The 23,531-nt window shown below is 68.0% G+C and carries 26 protein-coding genes; 14 read left to right on the top strand and 12 right to left on the bottom strand.

What is annotated here, in order from left to right:
* Positions 1-64: 64 nt before the first annotated feature.
* Entirely contained in the window at positions 65-3,127 is a 3,063-nt protein-coding gene (locus ACUVWL_RS15090; RefSeq protein ID WP_032959255.1) for a bifunctional diguanylate cyclase/phosphodiesterase, read from the top strand.
* 159 nt (positions 3,128-3,286) lie between these two features.
* Here the strand turns inward: ACUVWL_RS15090 and ACUVWL_RS15085 are convergent, their stop codons facing one another.
* Positions 3,287-4,168: a LysR family transcriptional regulator gene (locus tag ACUVWL_RS15085; protein ID WP_445978506.1), complete on the bottom strand. Its 882-nt coding sequence runs from the start codon at positions 4,166-4,168 to the stop codon at positions 3,287-3,289.
* Between the two features lie 96 nt (positions 4,169-4,264).
* Between ACUVWL_RS15085 and ACUVWL_RS15080 the strand changes: the two genes are divergently transcribed.
* The 3 genes from ACUVWL_RS15080 (at position 4,265) to ACUVWL_RS15070 (ending at position 7,262) form a co-directional block, all read left to right on the top strand.
* Positions 4,265-4,675: a DoxX family protein gene (locus tag ACUVWL_RS15080; protein WP_046428617.1), complete on the top strand. Its 411-nt coding sequence runs from the start codon at positions 4,265-4,267 to the stop codon at positions 4,673-4,675.
* Between the two features lie 31 nt (positions 4,676-4,706).
* A complete protein-coding gene (locus ACUVWL_RS15075) occupies positions 4,707-5,495 on the top strand; it encodes a dioxygenase family protein (RefSeq protein ID WP_032959251.1) in 789 nt (262 codons plus the stop codon).
* Positions 5,496-5,612: 117 nt separating this feature from the next.
* Entirely contained in the window at positions 5,613-7,262 is a 1,650-nt protein-coding gene (locus tag ACUVWL_RS15070) for a Na+/H+ antiporter (protein WP_014645794.1), read from the top strand.
* Between the two features lie 79 nt (positions 7,263-7,341).
* Here the strand turns inward: ACUVWL_RS15070 and ACUVWL_RS15065 are convergent, their stop codons facing one another.
* On the bottom strand, positions 7,342-7,590 hold the full coding sequence (locus ACUVWL_RS15065) for a DUF3297 family protein (protein ID WP_005415112.1): 249 nt from the start codon (positions 7,588-7,590) through the stop codon (positions 7,342-7,344).
* A 90-nt stretch (positions 7,591-7,680) separates the two neighbouring features.
* Between ACUVWL_RS15065 and ACUVWL_RS15060 the strand changes: the two genes are divergently transcribed.
* Positions 7,681-8,223 carry a DUF6630 family protein gene (locus ACUVWL_RS15060; RefSeq protein WP_032959249.1) on the top strand — a complete coding sequence of 181 codons (543 nt, stop codon included), beginning with the start codon at positions 7,681-7,683 and terminating at the stop codon, positions 8,221-8,223.
* A 55-nt stretch (positions 8,224-8,278) separates the two neighbouring features.
* Here ACUVWL_RS15060 and ACUVWL_RS15055 read toward each other — a convergent pair whose 3' ends face one another.
* The 5 genes from ACUVWL_RS15055 to msrB all read right to left on the bottom strand — a co-directional run bounded on the left by ACUVWL_RS15055 (position 8,279) and on the right by msrB (position 11,521).
* Positions 8,279-8,554 (bottom strand): DUF4031 domain-containing protein, encoded by a 276-nt coding sequence (locus tag ACUVWL_RS15055; RefSeq protein WP_046428626.1) that lies wholly within the window; start codon positions 8,552-8,554, stop codon positions 8,279-8,281.
* Between the two features lie 13 nt (positions 8,555-8,567).
* Entirely contained in the window at positions 8,568-9,056 is a 489-nt protein-coding gene (locus ACUVWL_RS15050; protein ID WP_046428629.1) for a hypothetical protein, read from the bottom strand.
* A gap of 97 nt (positions 9,057-9,153) precedes the next feature.
* The gene (motB, locus tag ACUVWL_RS15045) at positions 9,154-10,104 is read right to left on the bottom strand and encodes a flagellar motor protein MotB (protein WP_046428632.1); all 951 of its coding nucleotides are present in this window, start codon (positions 10,102-10,104) and stop codon (positions 9,154-9,156) included.
* Positions 10,105-10,107: 3 nt separating this feature from the next.
* Positions 10,108-10,962: a flagellar motor stator protein MotA gene (gene motA / locus ACUVWL_RS15040; RefSeq protein WP_014645799.1), complete on the bottom strand. Its 855-nt coding sequence runs from the start codon at positions 10,960-10,962 to the stop codon at positions 10,108-10,110.
* 91 nt (positions 10,963-11,053) lie between these two features.
* Positions 11,054-11,521 carry a peptide-methionine (R)-S-oxide reductase MsrB gene (gene msrB, locus ACUVWL_RS15035; RefSeq protein WP_005415117.1) on the bottom strand — a complete coding sequence of 156 codons (468 nt, stop codon included), beginning with the start codon at positions 11,519-11,521 and terminating at the stop codon, positions 11,054-11,056.
* Between the two features lie 140 nt (positions 11,522-11,661).
* Between msrB and ACUVWL_RS15030 the strand changes: the two genes are divergently transcribed.
* Both ACUVWL_RS15030 and ACUVWL_RS15025 read left to right on the top strand, forming a co-directional pair.
* Positions 11,662-12,036 carry a hypothetical protein gene (locus tag ACUVWL_RS15030; protein ID WP_014645801.1) on the top strand — a complete coding sequence of 125 codons (375 nt, stop codon included), beginning with the start codon at positions 11,662-11,664 and terminating at the stop codon, positions 12,034-12,036.
* Positions 12,037-12,180: 144 nt separating this feature from the next.
* Positions 12,181-12,360, top strand: a complete 180-nt coding sequence (locus ACUVWL_RS15025) for a hypothetical protein (protein WP_014645802.1) — start codon at positions 12,181-12,183, stop codon at positions 12,358-12,360.
* A gap of 110 nt (positions 12,361-12,470) precedes the next feature.
* Here the strand turns inward: ACUVWL_RS15025 and ACUVWL_RS15020 are convergent, their stop codons facing one another.
* Complete coding sequence (locus tag ACUVWL_RS15020) at positions 12,471-12,950, bottom strand: Lrp/AsnC ligand binding domain-containing protein (RefSeq protein WP_004140558.1); 480 nt, start codon at positions 12,948-12,950, stop codon at positions 12,471-12,473.
* Between the two features lie 149 nt (positions 12,951-13,099).
* Between ACUVWL_RS15020 and ACUVWL_RS15015 the strand changes: the two genes are divergently transcribed.
* Positions 13,100-14,404 carry a D-amino acid dehydrogenase gene (locus tag ACUVWL_RS15015; RefSeq protein WP_014645803.1) on the top strand — a complete coding sequence of 435 codons (1,305 nt, stop codon included), beginning with the start codon at positions 13,100-13,102 and terminating at the stop codon, positions 14,402-14,404.
* Entirely contained in the window at positions 14,383-15,450 is a 1,068-nt protein-coding gene (gene alr, locus ACUVWL_RS15010; RefSeq protein ID WP_046428645.1) for an alanine racemase, read from the top strand. Before ACUVWL_RS15015 ends, alr begins: the two co-directional genes overlap by 22 nt.
* Before the next feature lie 103 nt (positions 15,451-15,553).
* Here the strand turns inward: alr and ACUVWL_RS15005 are convergent, their stop codons facing one another.
* The gene (locus tag ACUVWL_RS15005) at positions 15,554-16,120 is read right to left on the bottom strand and encodes a DUF3016 domain-containing protein (RefSeq protein ID WP_111205897.1); all 567 of its coding nucleotides are present in this window, start codon (positions 16,118-16,120) and stop codon (positions 15,554-15,556) included.
* Between the two features lie 244 nt (positions 16,121-16,364).
* On the opposite strand from ACUVWL_RS15005, the gene ACUVWL_RS15000 reads away from it, so the two are divergent.
* On the top strand, positions 16,365-18,353 hold the full coding sequence (locus ACUVWL_RS15000) for a hybrid sensor histidine kinase/response regulator (protein ID WP_014645806.1): 1,989 nt from the start codon (positions 16,365-16,367) through the stop codon (positions 18,351-18,353).
* Positions 18,354-18,396: 43 nt separating this feature from the next.
* A complete protein-coding gene (locus tag ACUVWL_RS14995; RefSeq protein ID WP_032959238.1) occupies positions 18,397-18,690 on the top strand; it encodes a DUF3247 family protein in 294 nt (97 codons plus the stop codon).
* Between the two features lie 71 nt (positions 18,691-18,761).
* Here ACUVWL_RS14995 and ACUVWL_RS14990 read toward each other — a convergent pair whose 3' ends face one another.
* Positions 18,762-19,025: a hypothetical protein gene (locus tag ACUVWL_RS14990; RefSeq protein WP_005407925.1), complete on the bottom strand. Its 264-nt coding sequence runs from the start codon at positions 19,023-19,025 to the stop codon at positions 18,762-18,764.
* Between the two features lie 157 nt (positions 19,026-19,182).
* On the opposite strand from ACUVWL_RS14990, the gene ACUVWL_RS14985 reads away from it, so the two are divergent.
* From ACUVWL_RS14985 to ACUVWL_RS14975, 3 genes are read left to right on the top strand one after another with little or no spacing between them, the layout of a single operon-like run.
* Positions 19,183-20,247: a class I SAM-dependent methyltransferase gene (locus ACUVWL_RS14985; RefSeq protein WP_445978505.1), complete on the top strand. Its 1,065-nt coding sequence runs from the start codon at positions 19,183-19,185 to the stop codon at positions 20,245-20,247.
* Complete coding sequence (locus ACUVWL_RS14980; protein ID WP_014645809.1) at positions 20,244-20,945, top strand: pseudouridine synthase; 702 nt, start codon at positions 20,244-20,246, stop codon at positions 20,943-20,945. The genes ACUVWL_RS14985 and ACUVWL_RS14980 overlap by 4 nt, the downstream gene beginning before the upstream one ends.
* Positions 20,942-21,625 carry an HAD family hydrolase gene (locus ACUVWL_RS14975; RefSeq protein ID WP_445978504.1) on the top strand — a complete coding sequence of 228 codons (684 nt, stop codon included), beginning with the start codon at positions 20,942-20,944 and terminating at the stop codon, positions 21,623-21,625. Before ACUVWL_RS14980 ends, ACUVWL_RS14975 begins: the two co-directional genes overlap by 4 nt.
* 95 nt (positions 21,626-21,720) lie before the next feature.
* On the opposite strand, the gene fabB is transcribed toward ACUVWL_RS14975, so the two are convergent.
* A complete protein-coding gene (fabB, locus tag ACUVWL_RS14970; RefSeq protein ID WP_445978503.1) occupies positions 21,721-22,929 on the bottom strand; it encodes a beta-ketoacyl-ACP synthase I in 1,209 nt (402 codons plus the stop codon).
* Complete coding sequence (fabA, locus tag ACUVWL_RS14965; RefSeq protein ID WP_445978502.1) at positions 22,929-23,444, bottom strand: 3-hydroxyacyl-[acyl-carrier-protein] dehydratase FabA; 516 nt, start codon at positions 23,442-23,444, stop codon at positions 22,929-22,931. Before fabA ends, fabB begins: the two co-directional genes overlap by 1 nt.
* Positions 23,445-23,531: the final 87 nt, after the last annotated feature.

Below are 23,531 nucleotides of genomic sequence, written 5' to 3'. Positions count from 1 at the left end.
CACGCCGTCACCGGGGTGGTGCATGCTGGACCCTCGAGCCCTGCGCGGACACGGGGAGGTGGCCATGCAGGATGGGGTCAGGCGTCAAGAATGGCGTCCGCCGGCCGTTGAGGTCGGGGACGTGGAGGATTCGTTCGCGCATGAAGCCAGCCGACTGCACAAGGAACATCAACCGATGCCCGCGCTGAAACGGGCGTTGGCCCGGCCGCTGCGCGCCATCACCTGGGGCGGTGTGCTGCTGGGCGTACTGCTGGTGACCGGTCTGGCCCTCATGCTGGTCAACGACCACCACCGCCGCCTGGAAGCGGCGCAGCGGCAGAGCCGCGCGCTGGCGGTGGGCAGCGAGCGCCTGCTGGCGCTGGAGCTGCGCAACCTGGAGCGGGCCATGACCGGCATCGCCGCCGACGCCGCGGAACTGTTCCGCAGCGTGCCGGCACAGGCGCCGGCCTTGCTGGATGCCTCCATCGGCGGCGTGCTGCGCCGGCACGCCGAACTGCACAGCATCGTGGTGCTCGACAGCTATGGCCGCGCATTGACGGCCGGCAAGGGCGACCTGCAGTTGCCGTTGTGGACCGATCCGCAACGGCGCGGCTCGGGCAGCGCGCTGTACATCGGCCCGCCGCAGCGTGCCAGCGACGGGGGCTGGGTGGTCCCGCTGGCGCTGCCGATGGCCGATGGGCGCTGGCTGCTGGCACGGCTGCGCTGTGGCGAACTGCAGCGCATCGTCGGCGGCCTGGATGTCGGTCCCAACGGATTGGTCTCGATCAGCGATGCCCAAGGCTACATGCTGGCCCGCGTACCCGATCCGCATGGCACGGTGGGCCGCCGCTACGACCTGCCGCGCCGGGACCTGCTCGGCACGCAGGCAGTGGTCGAGCTGGGCAGCATGCCCGGCGTCGTCGACGGCGTGCCGCGCATCCTCACCATCAGCACGCTCGAACGCAGCCCGCTGGCGGTGCAGGTCGGCCTGGCCGACGAAGATGTACTCGCACCGTGGTGGCCGTACCTGAAGGCGTCGGTGGCGATCGTACTGGCCTACATCGCGGTGTTGCTGGTACTGCTGTACGCCGTGCGCCGCAGCACCCGCAGCCAGCAGGCGATGGCCGAGGAACTGAAGACGGGCCACGCCGAGCTGCGCCTGGCGCACCAGGTCGGGCGTGTCTGCACCTGGTACGTGGATGAGGACGCCGCGCTGCTGCGCTGGTCGCCGCTGGCCCGCGAGATCTTTGGGGTACAGACCGACGCCTTGCCGGTCGCGGACTTCTTCGCGCGCGTGCATCGCGATGATGCCGCGCGCCTGCAGCAGGCCTTTGACCAGGCCTTCGCCGGCAGCGCTGTGCTCGACCAGGTGTTCCGCCTGGTGCTTCCCGGGGGCGAGGTGCGCTGGGTCGGCGCGCGCGGGCAGCGGGTGGAAGTGGCCGACAGCGAGCGGCGCATGATCGGTGCGCTGACCGACCTGAGCGAACGCTATCAGGCGCGCGAGCAGATGAGCGAAGTGGAACGCCGCTTCCGCCTGCTGTTCGACCGCAATCCGGCACCGTTCTGGGTGTTCGACCCGGATACGCTGCGCTTCATCGAGGTCAACGACGCTGCAGTGCGCCAGTACGGCTACAGCCGCGACGAGTTCCTGGCGATGAGCATCCTCGACATCCGCCCGCGCGAAGGCTGGGACGAAGTGCGTGGTGCCATCCAGCGGGCGCAGGTGGGCGATCCCCCCGACGCGACCGTCCGCCTGCACCGGCGCAAGGACGGCAGTGTGTTCGAGGTGCGCGCACACCTGTCCAAGCTCGACTTCGACGGGCAGCCCGCGTGCCTGGTGCTGGCCGAGGATGTCAGCGAGCGGCTGGCCTACGAGCGCGACCTGGCCTATCAGGCACGGCACAACCCGGCCACCGGCCTGCTCAATGTGCGCGCCCTGACCGAACAGCTGGACGAGCAGGAGGAGGGCTACACCATCGCCTTCGTGCAGCTGCGCGGGCTGCAGCTGGTGGCCGATACGCTGGGCCGCGAGATCGGCGATGCGGTGCTGCAGTCGATGGCGACCCGGCTCGGGGGCCTGGGCGCACGCTGTGGCACGCTGGCGTTCCAGCCGGCCGAGGATTTCGTCTTCGCCATCGGTGCCGAGCACGATACCCAGCGCGTGCTGGACGACCTGCTGCAGATCGTGTCGGCGCCGATGCGCGGCAAGGACTCGCTGCACCAGTTCGAGCCGCGCATCGGCGTGGCCGTGCACATCGCTGGTGACGGGCACACGGCCGAGCAGGTGATCGGCATGGCCGCGCAGGCCGCGCATGCGGCGCGCGCCGAGGGCAACGTGGTGGTCTGGTTCGACGCGGCCGTGACCACGCGCCTGGCCGACCGCCTGCGCCTGGCCGGGCGCATCCATGCCGCCATCGACAACGAATTCCAGCTGTATTTCCAGCCGATCCGGCATGCCGGCGATGGCAGCCCGGCAGCGCTGGAGGCACTGCTGCGCTGGCCGCAGGCCGATGGCAGCTTCATCCCGCCCAACGAGTTCATCCAGCTGTGCGAGGACACCGGGTTGATCCTGGCACTGGGCCGCTGGGTGATCCGCGCGGCGGCGAAGGCGCAGCGCCGTCTGGTCGAGGCCGGGTGGGGTGAGTTGCCGATCGCGGTCAACGTGTCGGCGGTTCAGTTCTTCAACAGCGACCTGGTGGCCGAATTCACCCGTGCCCAGCAGGATTTCGGCCTGGCCCGTGGCGCGCTGCACGTGGAGCTGACCGAGAGCAGCCTGATGCGCAAGCCGGCACAGGCGATGCAGACCATGCAGCGCCTGCACGAGCAGGGCATCCGCGTGTCGCTGGATGATTTCGGCACCGGCTATTCCAGCATGTCCTACCTGCAGCACCTGCCGCTGGACATCCTGAAGATCGACCGCAGCTTCGTCGCCGACGTGGAAACCAATCCACGCAATGCCTCGATCTGCCGCGCGCTGCTGTCGCTGGGCCACAGCATGGGCCTGACCATCATCGCTGAAGGCGTGGAGACGCCGGGGCAGCTGGACTGGCTGGCTGCGCATGGCTGTGACCAGGTGCAGGGCTACCTGTTGGGGCGGCCGGCGCCGCTGGAACAGATCATCGACGCGCTGGATGAGGTCCCCGCCTGATCGGGTTTCGTATGTGCCGGCCAGCGGCCGGCACACCCGACCGAAGCACGACGGGGCTTCGTATGTGCCGGCCAGCGGCCGGCACTACCCGACCGAAGCATGACGGGGGTTCGTATGTGCCGGCCGGCGGCCGGCACTACCGGCAAGCGCCAGACTCGGCTACACCCCGGCGTCCACCAGATGGTCGATGAAACTGCGCACCTTCGGTGCCAGGTGGCTGCGGCTGGTATAGACCGCGAAGATGCCGATCGGCGAGGCCTCCCATTCCGGCAGTACGCGCACCAGGCGGCCATCGGCCAGCGCGTCTTCCAGCAGGAAGTCGGGCTGCAGGATGACGCCCATGCCGGCGATCGCCGCTTCACGCAGCACGTCGCCGTTGTTGGCGTGCAGCAGGCTGTTCACCGCTACTTTCACTTCGCCGCCCGGCCCCTGCAGCGGCCAGTGGTCACCGGCGGCCCAGTAGCTGTAGCCCAGGCACGCGTGCGCCTGCAGGTCCTGCGGGGTCTGAGGGGCGCCGCGTGCGGCCAGGTAGGCCGGCGCGGCGCACAGGCTCACCCGCGATTCGCCCAGGCGGCGGGCGATCAGGGTGGGGCCCGGCTCGCGGGTGATGCGGATGGCCACGTCGTAGCCTTCCTCGACCATGTCCACCAGGCGGTCGGACAGGGCCAGGTCCAGTTCCACCTGCGGAAAGCGTTCGCGGTAGCTGGCCAGCAGTGGGCCGAGGCGGGCGATGCCCCAACTGACCGGTGCATTGATGCGCAGCGTGCCGGAGGGCTCCAGCGCCTGCGCGCCGATGCTGGCCTCCAGCGCGTCGAACTCGGCCAGCAGGCGCACGCATTGGGCGTAGTAGGCGGCGCCGGTGCTGGTGGGGCTGACCCGCCGCGTGGTGCGATGGAGCAGGCGGGTGGACAGGCGCTTTTCCAGTGCGGCGACCTGGCGGGTAACGCCGGCGGTGGACATGTCCAGGGCCTGGGCGGCGGTGCTGAAGCCGTTGCGCTCGACCACCGCCACGAACACGCGCATCGCCTCAAGGGTGTCCATTGTTGCGCCTTCTGAAATAAATACGGTCAATCGATCGTATTTATCGGCCTGTGAAGGCGCAATAACCTGAGCCCACTCCCTTCCAGGTGCTTTCCGATGCACGCCACGACCGCTCCTGTTTCGCCGCTGGCCCCGTATGGCGCCACCCTGCTGCGCCTGGCACTGGGCGTGCTGTTCCTGGTCCATGCGCTGACCAAGCTGCTGGTATTCACCCCGGCCGGCACGGCAGCATTCTTCGAGTCGCTGGGCCTGCCCGGCGTGCTCGGCTACCTCACCCTCGGCGTCGAGCTGGTGATCACTGTCGCGCTCCTGCTGGGCATCTATGCGCGCTGGGTGGGCCTGGTCGGCGTGCCGCTGCTGCTGGGCACCATCGTCACCGTGCACGGCGCCAACGGCTTCGGTTTCGCCAATGCCGGCGGCGGCTGGGAATACCCGGCGTTCTGGGCGCTGGCGCTGGTGGTGCTGTTCCTGGTCGGCGATGGCAAGTGGACCCTGCGTTCGCGCTGATCGCCGCCTGATCCTGCAACTGGAGAATTCCATGTCCCGCCTGCCTTCGCTGTACATCTCCCATGGTTCGCCGATGACCGCCCTGCATCCGGGCCAGGTCGGTGTGCGCCTGGCCGAGCTGGCGCGCGACCTGCCGCCGCCGCGCGCCATCGTGATGGCCTCGGCGCACTGGCTGGGCCGGCAGCCGCTGGTCGGCGCACATCCGCAGCCGCCGACGATCCACGACTTTGGTGGCTTCCCGCGCGCGCTGTTCGAACTGCAATACCCGGCGCCGGGTGATCCGGCACTGGCCGAAGAAGTGGCCGGCCGCATCGCCGCCGCAGGCCTGCCAGTGGCCATCGACCCGCAGCGTGGGCTCGACCACGGCGCGTGGGTACCGCTGCGGCTGTTGCGCCCGCAGGCCGACATCCCGGTCGTGCCGGTGTCGATCCAGCCGCTGCTCGGCCCCGAGCACCAGTTTGCGCTGGGCCGCGCGCTGGCACCACTGCGCGAACAAGGCGTGCTGCTGGTCGGCTCGGGCAGCATCACCCACAACCTGCACGACTGGGGCGACTACCAGGACGGCAAGGAAGCGCCATACGTGCGGCCCTTCATCGAGTGGGTGGAGCAGCGGCTGGCCGCTGATGACCGCCAGGCGCTGTTCGATTACCGCCGGCAGGCCCCGTTCGCCGAGCGTGCGCACCCGACCGACGAGCACCTGCTGCCGCTGTTCTTCGCGATGGGAGCGGCCGGCGAGGGCGGTTTCGGCGCACGCCGCATCGACGCCGGCATCGATGCCGGCTTCCTGGCCATGGATCTATACCGGTTCGACGGGGCATGAGCCGGGGCTGACGCGCGGCGGCCCCGGCCGTCGCGGTCAGGGCCGCATGTGGTAGTTTTTTCCGGGTTTCCGGCGCTGGCCCTCGTGCCTCCCCACGCGCCGCTTCCTGGAAGAAGCATGCATACCATTGAAGTCGTCCTGGCGATGCTGGTGGCCGTTGTCGCCAGCGGCTACCTGGTTCGCGTCCTCCCGTTCTCGCTGCCGTTGCCGCTGGTGCAGATCGGCCTGGGCGCGGTGATCGCCGGCGTGTTCAACCGCGGCCATGCGCTGGAGCCGGAAGTGTTCTTCCTGCTGTTCCTGCCGCCGCTGCTGTTCCTGGATGGCTGGCGCATTCCCAAGCAGGGCCTGTTCCGCGACAAGGGCGCGATCCTCGAACTGGCGTTCGGCCTGGTGGTGTTCACTGTGATCGGCGCCGGCCTGCTGATCCACTGGATGATTCCGGTGATGCCGCTGGCAGTGTGCTTCGCGCTGGCGGCCATCGTCTCGCCGACCGACCCGGTGGCGGTCGGGGCGATCGCCTCCAAGGCACCGATCCCGAAGCGCCTGATGCACATCCTGGAAGGCGAGTCGCTGCTCAACGATGCGTCCGGCCTGGTCTGCTTCCGTTTCGCGGTGGCCGCGGTGATGACCGGCTCCTTCTCGCTGGCCACGGCCTCGCTGACCTTCCTGTGGGTGGCGGTGGCCGGCCTTGCCGTGGGCGTGGCGGTCACCCTCGGCGTGTCCACCTTCCAGCGCTGGTTGTGGCGCCGCTTCGGCGAAGAGCCGGGTGCGGCGATGCTGGTCAACCTGCTGATTCCGTTCGCGGCCTACCTGCTCGCCGAAGAAATCCATGCCTCGGGCATCCTCGCTGCGGTCGCCGCCGGTATCGCGATGAGCTACGTCGAGCTGACCGGCCGTGTCTCCGGCAGCATGCGCGTGCAGCGCGCGGGCGTCTGGAACATGCTGCAGTTCAGCTTCAACGGCATCATGTTCGTGTTGCTGGGCGAGCAGCTGCCGGGCATCGTCGAGCGCGCCACCACCACCATGAACGAGTCCGGCCACCAGAGTGCATGGTGGCTGCTGGTATACGTGGTGGTGATCAACCTGGCGCTGATCCTGCTGCGCCTGCTGTGGGTATGGCTGTCGCTGCGCTGGAACCTGCTGCGCGCGCGCCGCCGTGGCCTGGAGCGGGGCGAGGCGCCGAACTGGCGCATCGTGGTGGCGACCTCGGTGGCTGGTGTGCGCGGCGCGATCACCCTGGCCGGTGTGTTGACCCTGCCGCTGTTCCTGCCCGATGGCAGTGCGTTCCCGGCGCGCGACCTGGTGATCTTTCTGGCCGCGGCGGTGATCCTGTTCTCGCTGATCGGCGCCAGCGTGGCGCTGCCGCAGCTGCTGAAGGGCCTGCAGCTGCCAGCCGATTCGGGCGAGCGCAAGGAAGAGGACCTGGCACGCAAGCTGTCCTCCAAGGCCGCGCTGGCCGGGGTCGAACGCATGCGCCAGCAGCTGGTGATGAACCAGAACACCGAGAACGTGCAGCTGTACAACGATGCTGCCTCGCGGGTGAGCCTGCTGTACCAGCGGCACCTGGAGAAAGACAACGACGGCCCCGACGTGGACCCGGAGAAGGTGCGGCGCATGGAGCTGGGCTACCGCCAGCTGCGCAGCGCGGGCCTCAATGCCGAGCGCGAGGAACTGTTCCGGTTGACCCGGCGCGGGGTGATCTCCGATGAGATCTCGCGGCGCCTGATCCGCAACCTGGACCTGCTGGAATCGCGCAAGCGCGAATGACGCGGCGGTCGTGCGCCGTCGAGCGGGGTCAGGTCCCTTTCCGCAGGAAAGGGACCTGACCCCAGGTCGGAACAGCGGGTTATTCCGGCTTCTGGTCCAGGAAATACACCTCGACCTTGCCCTTGACCTTGATGGTCATCGGATTGCCGCGGCGGTCGCGGGCCTTGCCGGCCTGCACGCGGATCCAGCCTTCGCTGACCGAGTATTCCTCGACGTTGTCGCGCTCGACGTCGTTGAAACGCACGCCAACGCCGCGCTCCAGCGCCTGTGCATCATGGAAGGGGCTGGCCGGGTTGATCGCCAGGTGGTCGGGAGGGGTATCGCTCATCGCTTCATTCACAGTGACGGCCACCAAGGCCGGCTTCAGCGGCACAGGATAAACCGTAGAATGCGGGCCTGCCCCAGAGGACGTTCCGCCATGCCCGACAACAGCGACTATTTCGACTTCGAGGAAGACATCCACGACTTCGACGAGGAGGGCTTCGAGGCGCGGGTCTGGAACCTGCTGGTGCTGATCAACCCGGGCGACGAAGAGCTGGCCCTGCAGCAGTTCAACCGCTGGCGCGAGCACCTGTCCGAGGACGGGCAGCCGCTGGAAGCGGACAGCGACTGGCTGCCGGCCCTGTTCACGGCCATCGCCTGGCAGTCCGGTTTCGATGTGGAGCGCGATGACCTGGAATCGCTGCAGTCGGCGGTGAACGAGCTGTCGGCGCGCTTCAACCTGCAACTCGACTGGGGCGGCGACCTGGACGACGAGGACTTCGCCGAGGGCCTGGACGGCGTGCAGCTGATGTCCACCGCCTTCGACCGCCTGCGCGAGCACAACTACACGCTGTGGAGCGTGGATGCCGGCAGCGACGGCTTCACCGGCGTGATGGCGCTGACCCGCGACGACGACGCGATGCTGGCGCTGTGCTCGCTGCTGAACGTGGAAATCCGGCTGGGCAGCGACCCGTTCTGAGCGATGGGCCGATCCGCCGGGCACGACCCGGCGGGGACGATCTGCTGGGCGCGGCCTACGGCCGGTACTGCGCCCTGGCGTTGGCAATCACCGCTTTGACCAGCTCGCGGTCGGTGTGCCGGGAAATCGCCCGCGCACCGAGCGCTATTGCCTGTGCGCGCAGCTCGGCAGTGACGTCGTAGTGAGCACCGCTGGCCTTGTTCTGGAAGGCCCGCGGGGGAATGCCGAGCTGCGCCGCCATCGCGTGCAGCTCGGCCAGGGTGTCGGCCATCAGGTGCGCCCAGCGCTGTCCGCGCCAGGGATGCACCGCGTCATCGACGTAGACCGTCACCGCCGCGGCCGGTTCAGGCCTGCGGCTTGCTGTCGCTGTCAGCGGCCGGGGCGGCCTCGGCAGCGGCTTCTTCGGCCGCGTCGCCTTCGACGGCTTCGCCTTCTTCGCCCTCAGCGGCGTCGACGCCTTCGAATTCGGCAACCAGCTTGTCCAGGTATTCGTCAGCGGTCTGCTCGGATTCGGCAGCCAGGGTGTCCAGCAGCTTCTGCAGCAGTTCCGAGTACTCCAGGTTGACCTTGCGGCCTTCCTTTTCCTGCACGTTGGACAGGTGCTTGAGCATGGCCAGCATCGGCACCGGGTTTTCGGCGTTGCCCATGGTCTGGCCGCCGATGGCCAGCAGCCACTCACGGCCCTGCAGGCCGATGGCCGCTACCACCTGGCCGTCTTCGTTGGTCAGCACGGCATGGTTCTGCACCTGCTGCTGGGCATTCAGGCGGAGGAACGGGCGCTTGGCCTGCTGCTTCTTGCGCTTGTCGCGCTTGGCCTTGGAGTTCTGGGACATGGGGTGGGGTCACCTGGAAACGGAAAGACCGCCATTGTACCGGCCGCACACAGGCGGGGTCAGATCCCTTTCCATGGGAAAGGGATCTGACCCCGGTTCAATGTGCCACGGGCGCGGCCTCACCTTGCGCGGCCTGCACGTCCGGGTCGGCGGTCGGCGCCGACAGTCCCACCTGCGGGCCGGCACCGGCCAGGGCGGCCGCTTCGGCGGCCTGGGTCATCACCACGATGCTGATGCGGCGGTTGATCGGGTTCTGCGGGTCGGCCTTGTCGAACAGCACCGACGAAGACAGGCCGACCACGCGGGTGATCTTGCTGTCCTCCAGGCCACCGTCCACCAGCGCACGCCGTGCGGCGTTGGCACGATCGGCGCTCAGCTCCCAGTTGCCGTAGCCGCGCTCGGCCGAATAGGCGGTGATGTCGGTGTGGCCGGTCAGGCTGATCCGGTTCGGCACGTGGTTCAGGTAGTTGGCCAGCTCGTGCAGGATCTGCTGCGTATACGGCTTCAGCGTAGCGCTGCCGAGGTCGAACATCGGCCGGTTCTGCTTGTCCACGATCTGGATGCGCAGGCCTTCCGGGGTCAGGTCCAGCAGCAGCTGGTCCTTGAACGGCTCCAGTGCCTGGCTCCTGCTGATCGCTTCCTGCAGTTCCTTCATCAACGCTTCCAGCTGCTGCTTGTCGCGCTGCTGCTGGTCCACCGGCTGCGGCACCGCTTCCTTCTGGTTCTGGAAGGGATCGTTGCTGCTGCCGCGCGAGATGTCGGTGGCACCACCCAGCTTGATCATCGAGGTGCTGGCGCCGCCCGGGCCGGCCATGCCGGGCGCCGGCGTGGCGTTCTGCCCGCTCAGCGGGCTGGGGTTGCGGAAGTACTCGGAAATGGCCGCACGGTCGTTCTTGTTGGTGGTGGCCATCAGCCACAGCACCAGGAAGAACGCCATCATCGCGGTCACGAAGTCAGCATAGGCCACCTTCCACGAACCGCCATGATGGGCGGCGTGGCCGGCCTTCTTGACCCGGCGGACGATGACAGTGGGCTTGGTCTCGGCCATGGTTTACTTGACCGTCTTCAGGTGCTGCTCGAAATCGGAGAAGGCCGGGCGCACGTTCGACGGCAGCGTCTTGCGGGCGAATTCCAGCGCGATCTTCGGGTTGTAGCCGCGCAGGCAGGCCAGCAGGGCGGTCTTGACCGATTCATAGATGCGGCTGTCCTGCTCGGCGCGTGCCTCCATTGCTGCCGCCATCGGGCCGACGAAGCCGTAGCCCAGCAGGATGCCGAGGAAGGTACCGACCAGCGCGCCGGCCACGTGGCCACCGACCTCGACGATGTCACCGCCGATCGAGCCCATGGTGATGACGATGCCGAGCACCGCCGCGACGATGCCGAAACCGGGCAGTCCGTCGGCGACCTTGGTCAGCACCTGCGACGGCGCCATGGCCTCGGCGTGGTGCTTTTCCAGTTCCAGCTCCAGCAGCGGCTCCAGCTCGTGCGGCTCGATGTTGCTGCCGATCATCAGGCGCAGGCAGTCGGTGATGAAGTCGATCAGGTGGTGGTCGGCCTGCACCTTGGGGTAGTTGGCGAACAGGGCGCTCTCGGCCGGCCGCTCGACATGGTCTTCCAGGGCCATGAAGCCTTCGCGGCGGGCCTTGTTGAGCAGTTCATAGAGCAGGCTGAGGACATCGATGTAGTCCTGCTGCTTGTAGCGCGGGCCCTTGAACACGCCGACCATGGCCTGCAGGGTCTGCTTGACCGTCTTGGCCGGGGTGCCGACCAGGAACGCACCTAGTGCGGCACCGCCGATGATGACCAGCTCGTAGGGCTGCCAGAGGGCACCCAGGCGGCCGTGGGCACCGAGGTAGCCCCCGATCACGCTGATGATGACGACCAGGAATCCAACGATGATGAGCATGGGGCGACGCAAGGAGAGGGGATATCTCCTTGTCGGCCCGTCACCCGGTTTTCTGAAGAGGGAATTCTGTGAAATCGGTCAGCGGGGTGTTTCAGCCCGCCACACCGCTTTCCGCGCCGCCACGCTGCAACGGGTCGGGCCAGGGCTCGCCATTGCCGGTGAACGAAAGTGAGACGGAGTTCAGGCAGTGGCGCTCGTAGGTGGGCGGCGGACCATCCGGGAACACGTGGCCGAGGTGGCTGCCGCAGCGCGCGCAGGTGATCTCGGTGCGCACCATGCCATGGCTGGTATCGCGGATCTCGCGCACGTGCGCCGGGTCGAACGGGGCGAAGAAGCTGGGCCAGCCGGTGCCGGAATCGAACTTGGTGCTGGAGCGGAACAGCGGCAGCGCGCACAGCCGGCAGCAGTAGACGCCCTCGCGCTTGTTGTCCAGGAACACGCCGCAGAACGGCGCTTCGGTACCGTGCTGCAGCAGCACGCGGCGCTCTTCGCTGCTGAGGCCGGCGATCAGCGCCTCGGTCTGGGTGGCAGTGGGGGGCGTCAGGTCGAAGGCAGTCATGCCGGCTCTCCGTGGGGTCGATGGCCTGGGGATGCCGGAAAACGTGGGGGTGCCGGCGCGCGCTTGCAAGTGTGACGGCCGTTCATGGGCGGCACACAGGCGCAGGCGCAAGGTAAATGCGATCCACGCCGGAGCGTGCCATGAAACCGACCCTTCCCCTGCTGCTGATGGCCCTGTTGCCCACGTTGGCGCTGGCCCAGGTGCCTGCTGCCGACCCGACGGTCACCCGCAGCGCGACCACCGTGGCTCCGGCGCCGGTGGTACCGCCGCCGCAGGCCGCACGCCCGCAGCCGCAGGTGCTGCCGTCGCCGCAGCCGGCGCAGCCGATCAGGTCCACGGGTCCTGCCCGGATTGCGCCCACCCCGGCGCCGAGGCCGGCCGACAAGGTCTATGACCGCAATGGCCGCATCGTGCCTGGCGTGCGCCCGGCTGGCCCGAACCGGGTGTTCGATTCGCGTACCGGCCGCTATTACGACAGCGTGCCGGCCGGCGATGGGCAGCAGATCAAGCGCTGACCTCGGATGCCAGGCAAGGGTGGCAGCTTCCACACACTGCACGGCCTGAACGCACGAAAACAACATCCTGCCGATCACTGCTTTTTCGCCTGCGATTAACCGTGCCGGGACCACCGTGGCCCTGCGCCGGCATCCCGCCGCCGCATGTCCTTTGTCCACTGGATCGCGATCATGAAAAACCAGCAGAACCGTCATCCCGGCAAGGAACCGCAGGGCCGCAACCCGCAGCATCAGCAGCAACAGCAACAGATGGAACCGCAGCAGCCGCACAAGGGTGGCAAGCAGCAGGAACAGCGCTCGCAGAAGCATCCGCAGCAGCGCTGACTGGCGACATGACCGGGGTCAGAGCCCGCTGCGCGGGATCTGACCCCTTGCCTGACCCCGACCGGGGTCGGATCCCGCAACGCGGGCTCTGACCCCAACCTGCGACCGCCTCAATCCGGAATCGGCAGGCTCAGCGTTTCCTTCACTTCTTCCATCACGATGTAGCTTTTGGATTCACGCACATGCGGCAGTGTCAGCAAGGTGCTGCCGAGCAGCTTGCGGTAGGAGGCCATCTCACTGATCCGCGCCTTCAGCAGGTAATCGAAGTCGCCCGAGACCAGATGGCACTCGAGCACATTGGGCAGCTTCAGGGCGGCGCGCCGGAACTCTTCGAAGATGTCACCGGACTTGTAGGCCAGGCTGATCTCCACGAATACCAGCAGGCTGGCCTTCACCGCCGCCGGGTCCAGGTGGGCGTGGTAGCCGGTGATCACCGCTTCGCGCTCGAGCCGGCGCACGCGCTCGGTGCACGGGGTGGTCGACAGGCCGACCCGCTCACCCAGTTCGGTGAAGGAAATACGGCCCTCCGCCTGCAGGATGCGCAGGATCTTGCGGTCGATCTTGTCCAGTTCGCGGGTACGGGTGGCCATGGCCGTCAACCTTGGGGAATGAATTGCAGGGGAACATCCTGCCGGTTGATTTCAAATCAGGCAAATCAACTGGGATTGGCTGTCTATACTTCCCCAATTATGGTCCCGGCACGCTCCAGTGCAGGGAATGATCGGGTTGGAGAAGTCCCATGCGAGTCCTAGTTCTCGGCAGCGGCGTGATCGGCACCACCAGTGCCTGGTACCTGCGACAGGCCGGGTTTGAAGTCACGGTCATCGACCGCCAACCCGGCCCGGCGCTGGAGACCAGCTTCGCCAATGCTGGCCAGCTGTCGTTCGGCTACACCTCGCCGTGGGCCGCCCCGGGCGTGCCGAAGAAGGCCATCGGCTGGCTGTTCGAGAAGCACGCGCCGCTGGCGATCAAGCCGGGCATGGACCTGGCCCAGTACCGCTGGCTGTGGCAGATGCTGCGCAACTGCACCCACGAGCGCTACGCGATCAACAAGGCGCGCATGGTGCGCATGTCCGAGTACAGCCGCGACTGCCTGAACGAGCTGCGCGCGCAGATCGGCATCGAGTTCGAAGGCCGCGACCTGGGCACCACGCAGCTGTTCCGCACCCAGCAGCAGCTGGATGCCTCCGCGCAGGACATCGAGATCCTGGCCCAGTACGGCGTGCCGTACGAGGTGCTGGATCGCGCCGGCATCATCCAGGCCGAACCGGCCCTGGCCCATGTCGACGGCCTGGTCGGCGCGCTGCGCCTGCCGCGTGACCAGACCGGCGACTGCCAGCTGTTCACCCGCCGCCTGGCGCAGATGTGCGTGGACGCCGGCGTCGAGTTCCGCTTCGACCAGGACATCACCGGCCTGGAGTTCGAGGGCGACCGCATCACCGGCGTGCGCATCGACGGCAAGCGGGAAACCGCCGACCGCTTCGTGGTCGCGCTGGGCAGCTATTCGCCGGCGCTGGTCGCACCGCTGGGCATGCACCTGCCGGTGTACCCGCTGAAGGGCTATTCGTTGACCCTGCCGATCACCGACCCGGCGATGGCGCCGACCTCGACCATCCTCGACGAGAGCTACAAGGTGGCGGTCACCCGCTTCGACGACCGCATCCGCGTCGGTGGCATGGCCGAAGTGGCCGGTTTCGACCTGTCGCTGTCGCAGCGTCGTCGCGAGACGCTGGAGCTGGTGGTCAGCGACCTCTACCCGAAGGGCGGCGACCTGTCGCGCGCACAGTTCTGGACAGGCCTGCGCCCGGCCACGCCGGACGGCACGCCGGTGATCGGCGCCACGCCGTTCCGCAACCTGTACCTCAACACCGGCCACGGCACCCTGGGCTGGACCATGGCCTGCGGCTCGGGCCGTTACCTGGCCGACCTGATGAGCGCGCGCCAGCCGCAGATCAGCACCGAAGGCCTGGATATTTTCCGCTACGGCCAGTACGGTCACGCCCCGCAACATGAGAACCGCACATGCGTCCTGCCCGCGCGCTGATCGATCTGGGCGCCCTGCGCAGCAATTACCGGCTTGCCCGTGAACTGGGCGGTGGCAAGGCCCTGGCGATCATCAAGGCCGATGCCTATGGCCATGGCGCGGTGCGCTGTGCACAGGCGCTGGAAGGCGAGGCTGATGGTTTCGGCGTGGCCACCATCGAAGAGGCGCTGGAACTGCGCCAGGCCGGGATCCGTGCGCCGATCCTGCTGCTGGAAGGCATCTTCGAACCCAGTGACATGGCGCTGGTGGCCGAGCACGATTTCTGGTTCGCGGTGGGCTCGCCGTGGCAGCTGGAAGCGCTGGTCGCATTCGACAGCCCGCGCCCGCTGACCGTGTGGCTGAAGCTGGACAGCGGCATGCATCGCCTCGGCCTGGACGTGGACAGCTTCCGCGCCGCGCATGCACGCCTGTCGGCGCTGCCGCAGGTCGAGCGCATCGTGCTGATGACCCACCTGGCGCGTGCCGACGAGCTGGACAGCGAACGCACCCATGAACAGGCGGCGACCTTCGCGCGCGCCATCGACGGCCTGGACGGCGAGACCAGCGTGTGCAATTCGCCGGCACTGCTGGGCTGGCCGGATGTACGCAGCGACTGGGTGCGCCCGGGCCTGATGCTGTACGGCGCCAATCCGCTGCCGGACAACACCGCGCTGACCCAGCGCCTGCGCCCGGTGATGACGATGCAGTCGAAGGTGATTGCCGAGCGCTGGATCGAGGCCGGTGAGCCGGTGGGCTATGGCGCACGCTTCGTGGCCAAGGCGCGCACCCGCGTGGGCGTGGTCGCGCTTGGCTATGCCGACGGTTATCCGCAGTTCGCCCCCAACGGCACGCCGGTACTGATCGATGGCCAGCCCGGCGTACTGATCGGGCGCGTGTCGATGGACATGCTGACGGTGGACCTGACCGCGCATGCGCAGGCCGGCATCGGCAGTGTGGTGGAACTGTGGGGTTCTGCGCCGACGCTGTCGGAACTGGCGCCGCGCTGCGGCGTGAGTGCCTACCAGCTGCCGTGCGCGGTCAAGCGCGTGGCGAAAGTCTACGTGTAGAGCCGAGCCCGCGCTCGGCTCTGGTAGCAGCCGACCTTGGTCGGCACCGTGCAATGCGTGTCGACCAAGGTCGACACCTGCCGGCAGGTAGAGCTGCCCGGAATCATCGTGCAGCAGTAGCCCGCGTGCTCAGCTCGCGCTTCACCCAGTCGTCGATCAGGCGCTTCTCGTAGCGCAGCGGATCGCTGTCGCTCTTCAGCCCCAGGTTGTGCAGGTAGCCGGTGTCGCTGAGCTTGGCTTCTCCCTCATCGACGATGCGACCACTGGCGTCCTTCAGCGTGTACTGCAGGGTGATCCGCGGCGGATAGATGTCGCGCATGATCCGGATGTCGCTGCCGCGCGGGCCGTGCCAGGGCTCGTAGTCGCCGGCGCGCTTGATGTCGACCAGGGTCACGTCCAGGGTCTGCCCGGGCTGCAGCGGCTTGGCCGCCGTGGTCTGCACGTAGCTGGCCAGCTGCTGCACCCAGTTGCCGCGTTCGGCCTCGAAGCGGTTGGTGCTCTGGCGGATTTCGGTGAATCCGGCTGGATCGTCCCACTTCACGCTGACCGGGCCATTGGCCTGCAGCGCGCGGGGCGCATCCGGATCGGTGACGGCGCGCGGCGCGGCGTTCGTGCTGCCCGCCATGAGGGCGCCTGCCAGCAGCAGGGCAGTGGCCAACGAGCGGTTCATGACGGTCTCCTGCGTCCCATCGACGGGGACGATGCGATTTATAGATCGAGTGTGATCCCGCTTTCCAGCCACCGCAACGGCCGATTGCGACACCGACAAGAGCGGTTGCCGCCAATTCATCGTCGTCAACCATGACTGACGGCGCTTGACGCTGTGAATACGCGCTTTGGAAGATGCTGTGCTTCCAATCCGGCCCGTCCAGACGCCCTTGTCCACACTGCCGCCCCTCGTGGAGCGCCCACCGATGATGGTGCAGGCGCCCGAACCCGACCTGCATCATGGCGTGCTTGAGCGCATCAACGCTGGTTTCTGCGTGATCCAGGTGCTGTTCGAGGGCGATCGTGCGGTCGACTATCGTTTCCTCGAGGTCAACGATGCCTTCGAGCGCCACACCGGGCTGAAGGATGCGCGTGGACAGCGCATGACCGAGCTGGAACCCAACCATGAGCAGGACTGGTTCCGTATCTACGGCGAGGTCGCACGCAGCGGCCGTCCTGCCCAGTTCGAGATGGAAGCGCGTGCGCTGGGTCGTTCGTTCGCGGTCGACGCGGTGCGCGTGGGCCGGCCAGGCGAGGACAAGGTCGGCATCCTGTTCTTCGACATCACCGCACGCAAGCAGATGGAAGTGGAGCTGGGCGAGAGCGAAGCGCGCTTCAGCGCGCTGGCCGACGGCCTGCCGATGCCGGTGTGGGTGCTCGATGAGCGCGGCCATGCCCGTTTCGTCAACAGCGCCTTCAGCGAGTTCTTCGGTGGCGACGAGACGCGTGTGCCGGAAGATGTCTGGCGCGGCCTGGTGCATCCGGACGATGCGTCGGTATTCGAATACGAACTGCAGGAAGCGCTGAAGGCGCAGCGTTCGATGCACGCGCTGGTGCGTGCGCGGCGCGCCGATGGCCAGTGGCGTTGGCTGGAGATGAACGCACGCCCGCGTTTCTCGCGGATGGGCCGCTTCATCGGCCTGGCCGGCAGCAGCCCGGACGTGACCGAACGCCGCGAGATCGAACTGGCCCGCGAGGAACTGCTGCAGTCCGAGCGCGCCGCGCGCAGCGCTGCGGAGAACATGGCGCGGCTGAAGGACGAGTTCCTGGCCACGCTGTCGCATGAACTGCGTACGCCGCTGACCACCATCCTCGGCTGGAGTGAGCTGCTGCTGCAGCGCGTGGACAACACCAGTCCTCTGTACAAGGGCCTGAACGTGATCGCCAACAGCGCCGGTGCGCAGAAGCGGCTGATCTCGGACATGCTGGACCTCAGCAGCATGCTGCTGGGCAAGGTGCAGCTGGAGGTGGAAGTGCTGGACCTGCGCACGGTGCTGGGCGAGGCCATCGGCGCGCAGGAACTGGTGGCCGAAGGCAAGGCACTGGACGTGCACCTGCAGCTGCCCGAACAGCCGAGCCTGGTGCTGGGCGATGCCACGCGCCTGCAGCAGGTGTTCTGGAACCTGCTCTCGAACGCGATCAAGTTCACCCCGGCTGAAGGCCGCATCGACCTGCAGCTGCGGGCCGACGGCAACCACTGGGAGATCACCGTGCGCGACACCGGTGATGGCATCGCACCCGAATTCCTCAATCACCTGTTCAGCCGCTTCCGCCAGGCCGATGGCACCACCACCCGACGCCATGGTGGACTGGGACTGGGCCTGGCGATCGTGCAGCAGCTGGTCGAACTGCATGGCGGCACGGTCGCCGCGGCCAGCGAGGGGCACGGCCATGGCGCTACGTTCACCGTGCGCCTGCCGCAGCACCTTCCCGATGCCGAGCGGCGCCCGCTGCGCGAAGTGATCAGCGGGCCGATCCTGGAACCGGTGATCGTCGAGCCGTATCCGCTGCGCGGCATGCACGTGCTGGCGGTGGAAGACCAGCCGGAAGTGCTGGAGTACCTGCGGCGCATGCTGGAAGAGCAGGGCGCCAGCGTGTCGGCGGCCAGTTCGGCCGGTGAGGCGCTGGCGTTGCTGGCCGACACCGGCCATCTGCAGTACCACGTGATGCTGACCGACATCGGCATGCCGGGCATGGATGGTTATGGCCTGGTGCGCACGCTGCGCGAGGACATGGGCGTGGATGCCACGACCCTGCCCGCGGTCGCCGTCACCGCGCTGGCGCGTGCCGATGACCGCCGCCGTGCGCTGGCGTCGGGTTTCCAGGAACACGTGGCCAAGCCGTACTCGGTGGCGCAGCTGGTGGCTGCGGTACGCAAGGTGCAGGTACCCCGCGCCGACAGCGCGCTGCACTGAGCATTCACGGCCGATCGGCGACCCTGCATGCAGGAGGTCGCCGATGTCCCGCATAGCTCCCCGTATCCATACCGATCCGGCGCAGATCGCGCGCCTGGAAGCCCTGCTGCCGCAGCTGGAAGGCGAAACGCAGGTGGAACTGATTCTGCACGATGGCCGCCGCCTGCTCGGCACGGTGGCCGTGAGGCCAACCGTGCAGCAGTACCGCAACGTCGCTGGTGATGAAGGCAGCAACGGCCAGTTGCGCCTGGATGACTACGACACGCCGGTGCAGCAGCACCATGTGTGGCTGGACGAGATTGCCAGCATCAACCGCCTGCCACCCAAGGCGCCTTGATCCGATGTAGAGCCGGGCCCACGCTCGGCTGGCGCCGTCGCCCGAGCGTGGGCTCGGGCGCTACCGGTGTGTCAATGCTCGAACAGGGTCGGCGTCGCCTCGAATCGGCGTGCGTACGCCCGCTCCTCTGCAACCCTCGCCACCTCGTCATCGGCCAGGTCCGGTGCCCCATAGACGGCGTAGGCAACGCTGCCATCGGCGCCATGGCCGACCTGGTGCAGCCGATAACGCGAGTGCCCGCCGCCGGTGTCCTCGGGGTAGTGCACGGGCGGATGGCTGCCTTCCAGGTCCATTTCACTGTTGTCGACGACGCCACCGACGAACAAGGCTCGCATGCAGGTTCTCCTGGGTTTCCGGGGGAGCCTCTACCCTGAACGTTTCAATGTTTCTGGCAGATCAAGGCCCCGTTCGGGTTTCGCAAAGCGGCCTGCCGGGGCCGGCCCGGCCAAGCCGGTACAATGGACGGCCCTCACGCTTGAAGTACCCGCGCCGATGGCCTCCAGCGACGACGCCCCCCTGCAGACCCTGCTCCTGCCGTTCTCCCAAGGCGCCCTGCGCTGGCCGGAGGGCCCGGTGGCTTTCCTGCGTGCCCGCGATGGCTGGCCGCTGCGCGAAGCGGCCGGCAACCGCGAGCTGCACTGCGAACAGAGCTTTGCCCCGTTCGCGCAGCCGCTGCAGCAGGCCACCGGCTGGACCGTCAGCGGCCAGCTGGACGATGTGGCCGGCAAGGGCCGTTACCCGCTGGTGCTGGTGCTGCCACCGCGCCAGCGTGAAGAAGCCCGTGCGCTGTTCGCCCGCGCGTTGGCGCTGGTCGCCGAGGGCGGCCGCATCGTTGCCTGCCAGGCCAACAACGAAGGCGCGCGCTCCGGTGAAGGCGACCTCAAGCAGCTGGCCGGTCTCGGCGGCTGCCTGACCAAGAACCACTGCCGCGTGTACTGGACCGCCCCGCTGCAGGGCCAGCACGACCCCGACCTGGCCAAGCGCTGGTCGGCGCTGGATGCGGTGCGCCCGATCATGGGCGGACGCTTCCTCAGCCGCCCGGGCGTGTTCGCCTGGGACCGCATCGATCCGGCATCGGCGCTGCTGGCCGAGCACCTGCCGGCCGACCTGGCCGGCCGCGCCGCCGACCTTGGCGCAGGCTACGGCTATCTCTCGCGCGAGCTGCTGGAACGCTGCCCGAAGATCACCGCGCTGGACCTGTACGAGGCCGAGCAGCGTGCGCTGGCCCTGGCCGAACTGAACCTGGCGCCGCCGCCGCGCGCGCTGCCGCTGCGCTTCCTGTGGCGCGACGTCACCGCCGGCATCGAGCCGGGCTACGACGTCATCATCAGCAACCCGCCGTTCCACACGCCGTCGCGTGCCGACCGCCCGGACATCGGCCAGCGCTTCATCGCCGTGGCCGCGCAGGCGCTGCGCCCGGGCGGGCGCCTGTACGTGGTGGCCAACCGCCATCTGCCGTACGAGCACACCCTCAACGACAGCTTCGGTGCGGTGCGCGTGGTCGCCGAGCGCGACGGTTTCAAGCTGGTTGAAGCAGTGAAGGGGAAGAGCAAGTGAAGCTGGTCAAGCTCATCGCCAACCTGGGCTATGGCAGCCGCAAGCAGGTGCAGTGGATGTTCCGCGAAGGCCGCGTCACCGACGCCGACGGTGAGGTGCTGTACGCCGATGACCAGGTGCCGCACGAGGCGATCCGCGTCGATGGCGAGCCGCTGGACCCGCCGGTGGGGCTGTCGATCGCGCTGCACAAGCCCGCCGGCTACACCTGTTCGACCAAGGACACCGGCCGCCTGATCTACGACCTGCTGCCGCCGCGCTTCCGCGACCGTGATCCGGTGCTGTCCACGGTGGGCCGCCTCGACCGCGAGACCAGTGGCCTGCTGCTGCTGACCGACGATGGCGGCCTGCTGCACCGGATCATCTCGCCGAAGTCGAAGCTGCCGAAGGTCTACGAAGTCGAGTTGAGCGAGGACCTGCGCGGCGACGAAGTGGCGTTGTTCGCCAGCGGCACGCTGATGCTGGAGTCCGAGAAGACGCCCCTGCTGCCGGCTGAACTCGAAGTGCTGGAGGCGCGTCGCGCACGCCTGGTGCTGCATGAAGGCCGCTACCATCAGGTACGCCGCATGTTCGCCGCCACCGGCAACCACGTGCAGGCCCTGCACCGCAGCCGCGTCGGCGGGCTGGACCTGCAGGGGCTGGACGAAGGGCAATGGCGGCAGCTCACTTCCACCGACCTGGATACGTTGTTCGCTCCATGACCCCCTTCGCTGCGCTGCCGTTCCTGCCCGACGCCGTCATCTTCGACATGGACGGTTTGATGATCGACAGCGAGCGGGTCTCGCTGGCCTGCTGGAGCGAGGCCGCCGACGAATTCGGGCTGGGCCTGGAGGAAGCGGTGTTCCTGCGCATGGTCGGCCTCGGCGACCACGATACGCATGCGTTGCTGCGCGCGCAGGGCATCGAGGACAGCCTGATCGACGCGGTGGCGGCACGTTGCCATGAGCTGTACGAAGCACGCACGCAGACCGGGCTGCCGCTGCGGCCGGGCATCCTGGAGCTGCTGGAGCTGCTGAAGGCGCACGCGGTACCGCGTGCGGTGGCGACCACCACGCGGCAGCCGCGCGCCAACCGCAAGTTGGCGGCCGCAGGCCTGCTGCCGTACTTCGATGCCGTGATCACCAGTGGTGATGTGGCGCAGCCGAAGCCGGCGCCGGATATCTACCTGCTGGCCGCGCAGCGGCTGGGCCAGGCGCCCGAACGTTGCCTGGCGCTGGAAGATTCACCGGCCGGCACGCGGGCCGCACTGGCCGCCGGCATGACCGTGATCCAGGTGCCGGACCTGGTGCATCCGGATGAAGAGCTGCGCGCACTGGGCCACCGCATCGTCGGCTCGCTGGTGGACGCGCACGCCCTGCTGCTGCCGCTGCTGCCGAAGTAGCGGTGGCTGCCGACCTTGGTTGGCACTGAGCCGGGCATGGGCTCGGCTCCACATCTTCTGGTGGGTGCCGACCGTTGGTCGGCACACCTGTTCAATCACACCCGCCCGAACACCAGCGCAGCGTTGGTGCCACCGAAGCCGAAGCTGTTGGACATCACCGTGTCCAGCTTCTGCTCGCGGCTCTCGCGCAGGATCGGGAAGCTCTCCAACTTCGGGTCCAGCTCGCCGATGTTGGCCGAACCGGCGACGAAGCCATCGCGCATCATCAGCAGGCAGTAGATCGCCTCGTGCACGCTGGCCGCGCCCAGTGAATGGCCGGACAGCGCCTTGGTCGAGGACAGCGGTGGTACCGCATCGCCGAACACTTCACGGATCGCGTTGAGCTCGGTGACATCGCCCAGCGGGGTCGAGGTGCCGTGGGTGTTGAGGTAGTCCAGCGGGCGATCGACGCCCTGCAGTGCCATCTTCATGCAGCGCACCGCGCCCTCGCCGGACGGCGCGACCATGTCGGCGCCATCGGAGGTCACGCCGTAGCCGATCAGCTCGGCATGGATGTGCGCGCCACGCGCAACGGCGTGGTCGTAGTCCTCCAGCACCAGCATGCCGCCGCCACCGGCGATGACGAAGCCGTCGCGGTCCTTGTCGTACGGACGCGAGGCGCTGGCCGGGGTTTCGTTGAAGCTGGTCGACAGCGCGCCCATCGCATCGAACATCACGCTCATCGACCAGTGCAGGTCTTCGCCGCCACCGGCGAACATGATGTCCTGCGCACCGTGGCGGATCATGTCCGCGGCAGCGCCGATGCAGTGCGCCGAGGTCGCGCAGGCGGCCGACAGCGAGTAGCTGACGCCCTTGATCTGGTAGGCCGTGGCCAGGCAGGCCGAGACCGTCGAGCACATTGTGCGCGGCACCATGTACGGGCCGACCTTGCGCACGCCACGTTCGCGCAGCAGGTCGACCGCGCCGATCTGCCATTCGCTGGAGCCGCCGCCGGAACCGGCGATCAGGCCGGTGCGCAGGTTGCTGACCTGCTCGGGGCTGAGCCCGGCATCGGCGATGGCATCGCGCATGGACAGGTAAGCGAAGGCCGCCGCGTCGCTCATGAAGCGCTTCTGCTTGCGGTCGATCAGCGCCTCCAGATCGAGGTCGACGCGACCGCCGACCTGGCTGCGCAGGCCTGCTTCGGCATGGTCGGCCAAGGCGGTGATGCCCGAGCGCCCTTCGCGCAGCGCGGCCGAAACGGTATCCAGATCATTGCCGAGGCAGGACGTGATGCCCATGCCGGTGATGACGACGCGACGCATCAGAAGCTCCCGGTTTCAGTGAACAGGCCGACGCGCAGGTCGCGCGCGCTGTAGATTTCGCGGTCATCCACGTACATGCGGGCGTCCGACTGGGCCATCACCAGCTTGCGGTTGATGACACGGCTGATGTCGATCTCGTAGCGCACGAGCTTGGCGTCCGGCAGTACCTGGCCGGTGAACTTCACCTCGCCGCAGCCGAGTGCGCGGCCCTTGCCGGGGGCACCCAGCCAGGTCAGGAAGAAGCCGGTCAGCTGCCACATGGCGTCCAGGCCCAGGCAGCCGGGCATGACCGGGTCGCCGATGAAGTGGCAGTCGAAGAACCACAGGTCCGGGCGGATATCCAGCTCGGCGCGTACCATGCCCTTGCCGTGCGGTCCGCCGTCCTCGTGGATGTCGGTGATGCGGTCGAACATCAGCATCGGATCGTTGGGCAAACGGCCGGCGGCGGTGCCGAACAGTTCACCGCGTGCGCTGGCCAGCAGCTGTTCGCGGTTGAACGCGTGGAGACGGGTCATGAAGCACAATCCTGGAAGCGGGAAACAGGGAAACAAGCGTTCGAGGATGCCCGTGGAAACTGCGCCGATCAAACATTTCAACCGTAC

This window comes from Stenotrophomonas muris, from assembly GCF_052751275.1.
Note: the sequence above shows the minus strand (reverse complement) of the source record. Positions and strands in the feature narration are given on the sequence as shown.

Excerpts from the sequence above, each read along its gene's own strand:
- msrB (WP_005415117.1), bottom strand. The coding sequence starts at position 11,521 with ATGACTGCCTTCGACCTGACGCCCCCCACTGCCACCCAGACCGAGGCG.
- fabA (WP_445978502.1), bottom strand. The coding sequence starts at position 23,444 with ATGACCCGTCTCCACGCGTTCAACCGCGAACAGCTGCTGGCCAGCGCA.
- ACUVWL_RS14975 (WP_445978504.1), top strand. The coding sequence starts at position 20,942 with ATGACCCCCTTCGCTGCGCTGCCGTTCCTGCCCGACGCCGTCATCTTC.
- ACUVWL_RS15000 (WP_014645806.1), top strand. The coding sequence starts at position 16,365 with ATGATGGTGCAGGCGCCCGAACCCGACCTGCATCATGGCGTGCTTGAG.
- ACUVWL_RS14990 (WP_005407925.1), bottom strand. The coding sequence starts at position 19,025 with ATGCGAGCCTTGTTCGTCGGTGGCGTCGTCGACAACAGTGAAATGGAC.
- fabB (WP_445978503.1), bottom strand. The coding sequence starts at position 22,929 with ATGCGTCGCGTCGTCATCACCGGCATGGGCATCACGTCCTGCCTCGGC.
- ACUVWL_RS15015 (WP_014645803.1), top strand. The coding sequence starts at position 13,100 with ATGCGAGTCCTAGTTCTCGGCAGCGGCGTGATCGGCACCACCAGTGCC.
- ACUVWL_RS15075 (WP_032959251.1), top strand. The coding sequence starts at position 4,707 with ATGTCCCGCCTGCCTTCGCTGTACATCTCCCATGGTTCGCCGATGACC.
- ACUVWL_RS15070 (WP_014645794.1), top strand. The coding sequence starts at position 5,613 with ATGCATACCATTGAAGTCGTCCTGGCGATGCTGGTGGCCGTTGTCGCC.
- ACUVWL_RS15080 (WP_046428617.1), top strand. The coding sequence starts at position 4,265 with ATGCACGCCACGACCGCTCCTGTTTCGCCGCTGGCCCCGTATGGCGCC.
- motA (WP_014645799.1), bottom strand. The coding sequence starts at position 10,962 with ATGCTCATCATCGTTGGATTCCTGGTCGTCATCATCAGCGTGATCGGG.
- alr (WP_046428645.1), top strand. The coding sequence starts at position 14,383 with ATGCGTCCTGCCCGCGCGCTGATCGATCTGGGCGCCCTGCGCAGCAAT.
- ACUVWL_RS15050 (WP_046428629.1), bottom strand. The coding sequence starts at position 9,056 with ATGTCCCAGAACTCCAAGGCCAAGCGCGACAAGCGCAAGAAGCAGCAG.
- ACUVWL_RS15020 (WP_004140558.1), bottom strand. The coding sequence starts at position 12,950 with ATGGCCACCCGTACCCGCGAACTGGACAAGATCGACCGCAAGATCCTG.
- ACUVWL_RS15030 (WP_014645801.1), top strand. The coding sequence starts at position 11,662 with ATGAAACCGACCCTTCCCCTGCTGCTGATGGCCCTGTTGCCCACGTTG.
- ACUVWL_RS15065 (WP_005415112.1), bottom strand. The coding sequence starts at position 7,590 with ATGAGCGATACCCCTCCCGACCACCTGGCGATCAACCCGGCCAGCCCC.
- ACUVWL_RS14985 (WP_445978505.1), top strand. The coding sequence starts at position 19,183 with ATGGCCTCCAGCGACGACGCCCCCCTGCAGACCCTGCTCCTGCCGTTC.
- ACUVWL_RS15060 (WP_032959249.1), top strand. The coding sequence starts at position 7,681 with ATGCCCGACAACAGCGACTATTTCGACTTCGAGGAAGACATCCACGAC.
- ACUVWL_RS14995 (WP_032959238.1), top strand. The coding sequence starts at position 18,397 with ATGTCCCGCATAGCTCCCCGTATCCATACCGATCCGGCGCAGATCGCG.
- ACUVWL_RS15090 (WP_032959255.1), top strand. The coding sequence starts at position 65 with ATGCAGGATGGGGTCAGGCGTCAAGAATGGCGTCCGCCGGCCGTTGAG.
- ACUVWL_RS15025 (WP_014645802.1), top strand. The coding sequence starts at position 12,181 with ATGTCCTTTGTCCACTGGATCGCGATCATGAAAAACCAGCAGAACCGT.
- motB (WP_046428632.1), bottom strand. The coding sequence starts at position 10,104 with ATGGCCGAGACCAAGCCCACTGTCATCGTCCGCCGGGTCAAGAAGGCC.
- ACUVWL_RS15005 (WP_111205897.1), bottom strand. The coding sequence starts at position 16,120 with ATGAACCGCTCGTTGGCCACTGCCCTGCTGCTGGCAGGCGCCCTCATG.
- ACUVWL_RS15085 (WP_445978506.1), bottom strand. The coding sequence starts at position 4,168 with ATGGACACCCTTGAGGCGATGCGCGTGTTCGTGGCGGTGGTCGAGCGC.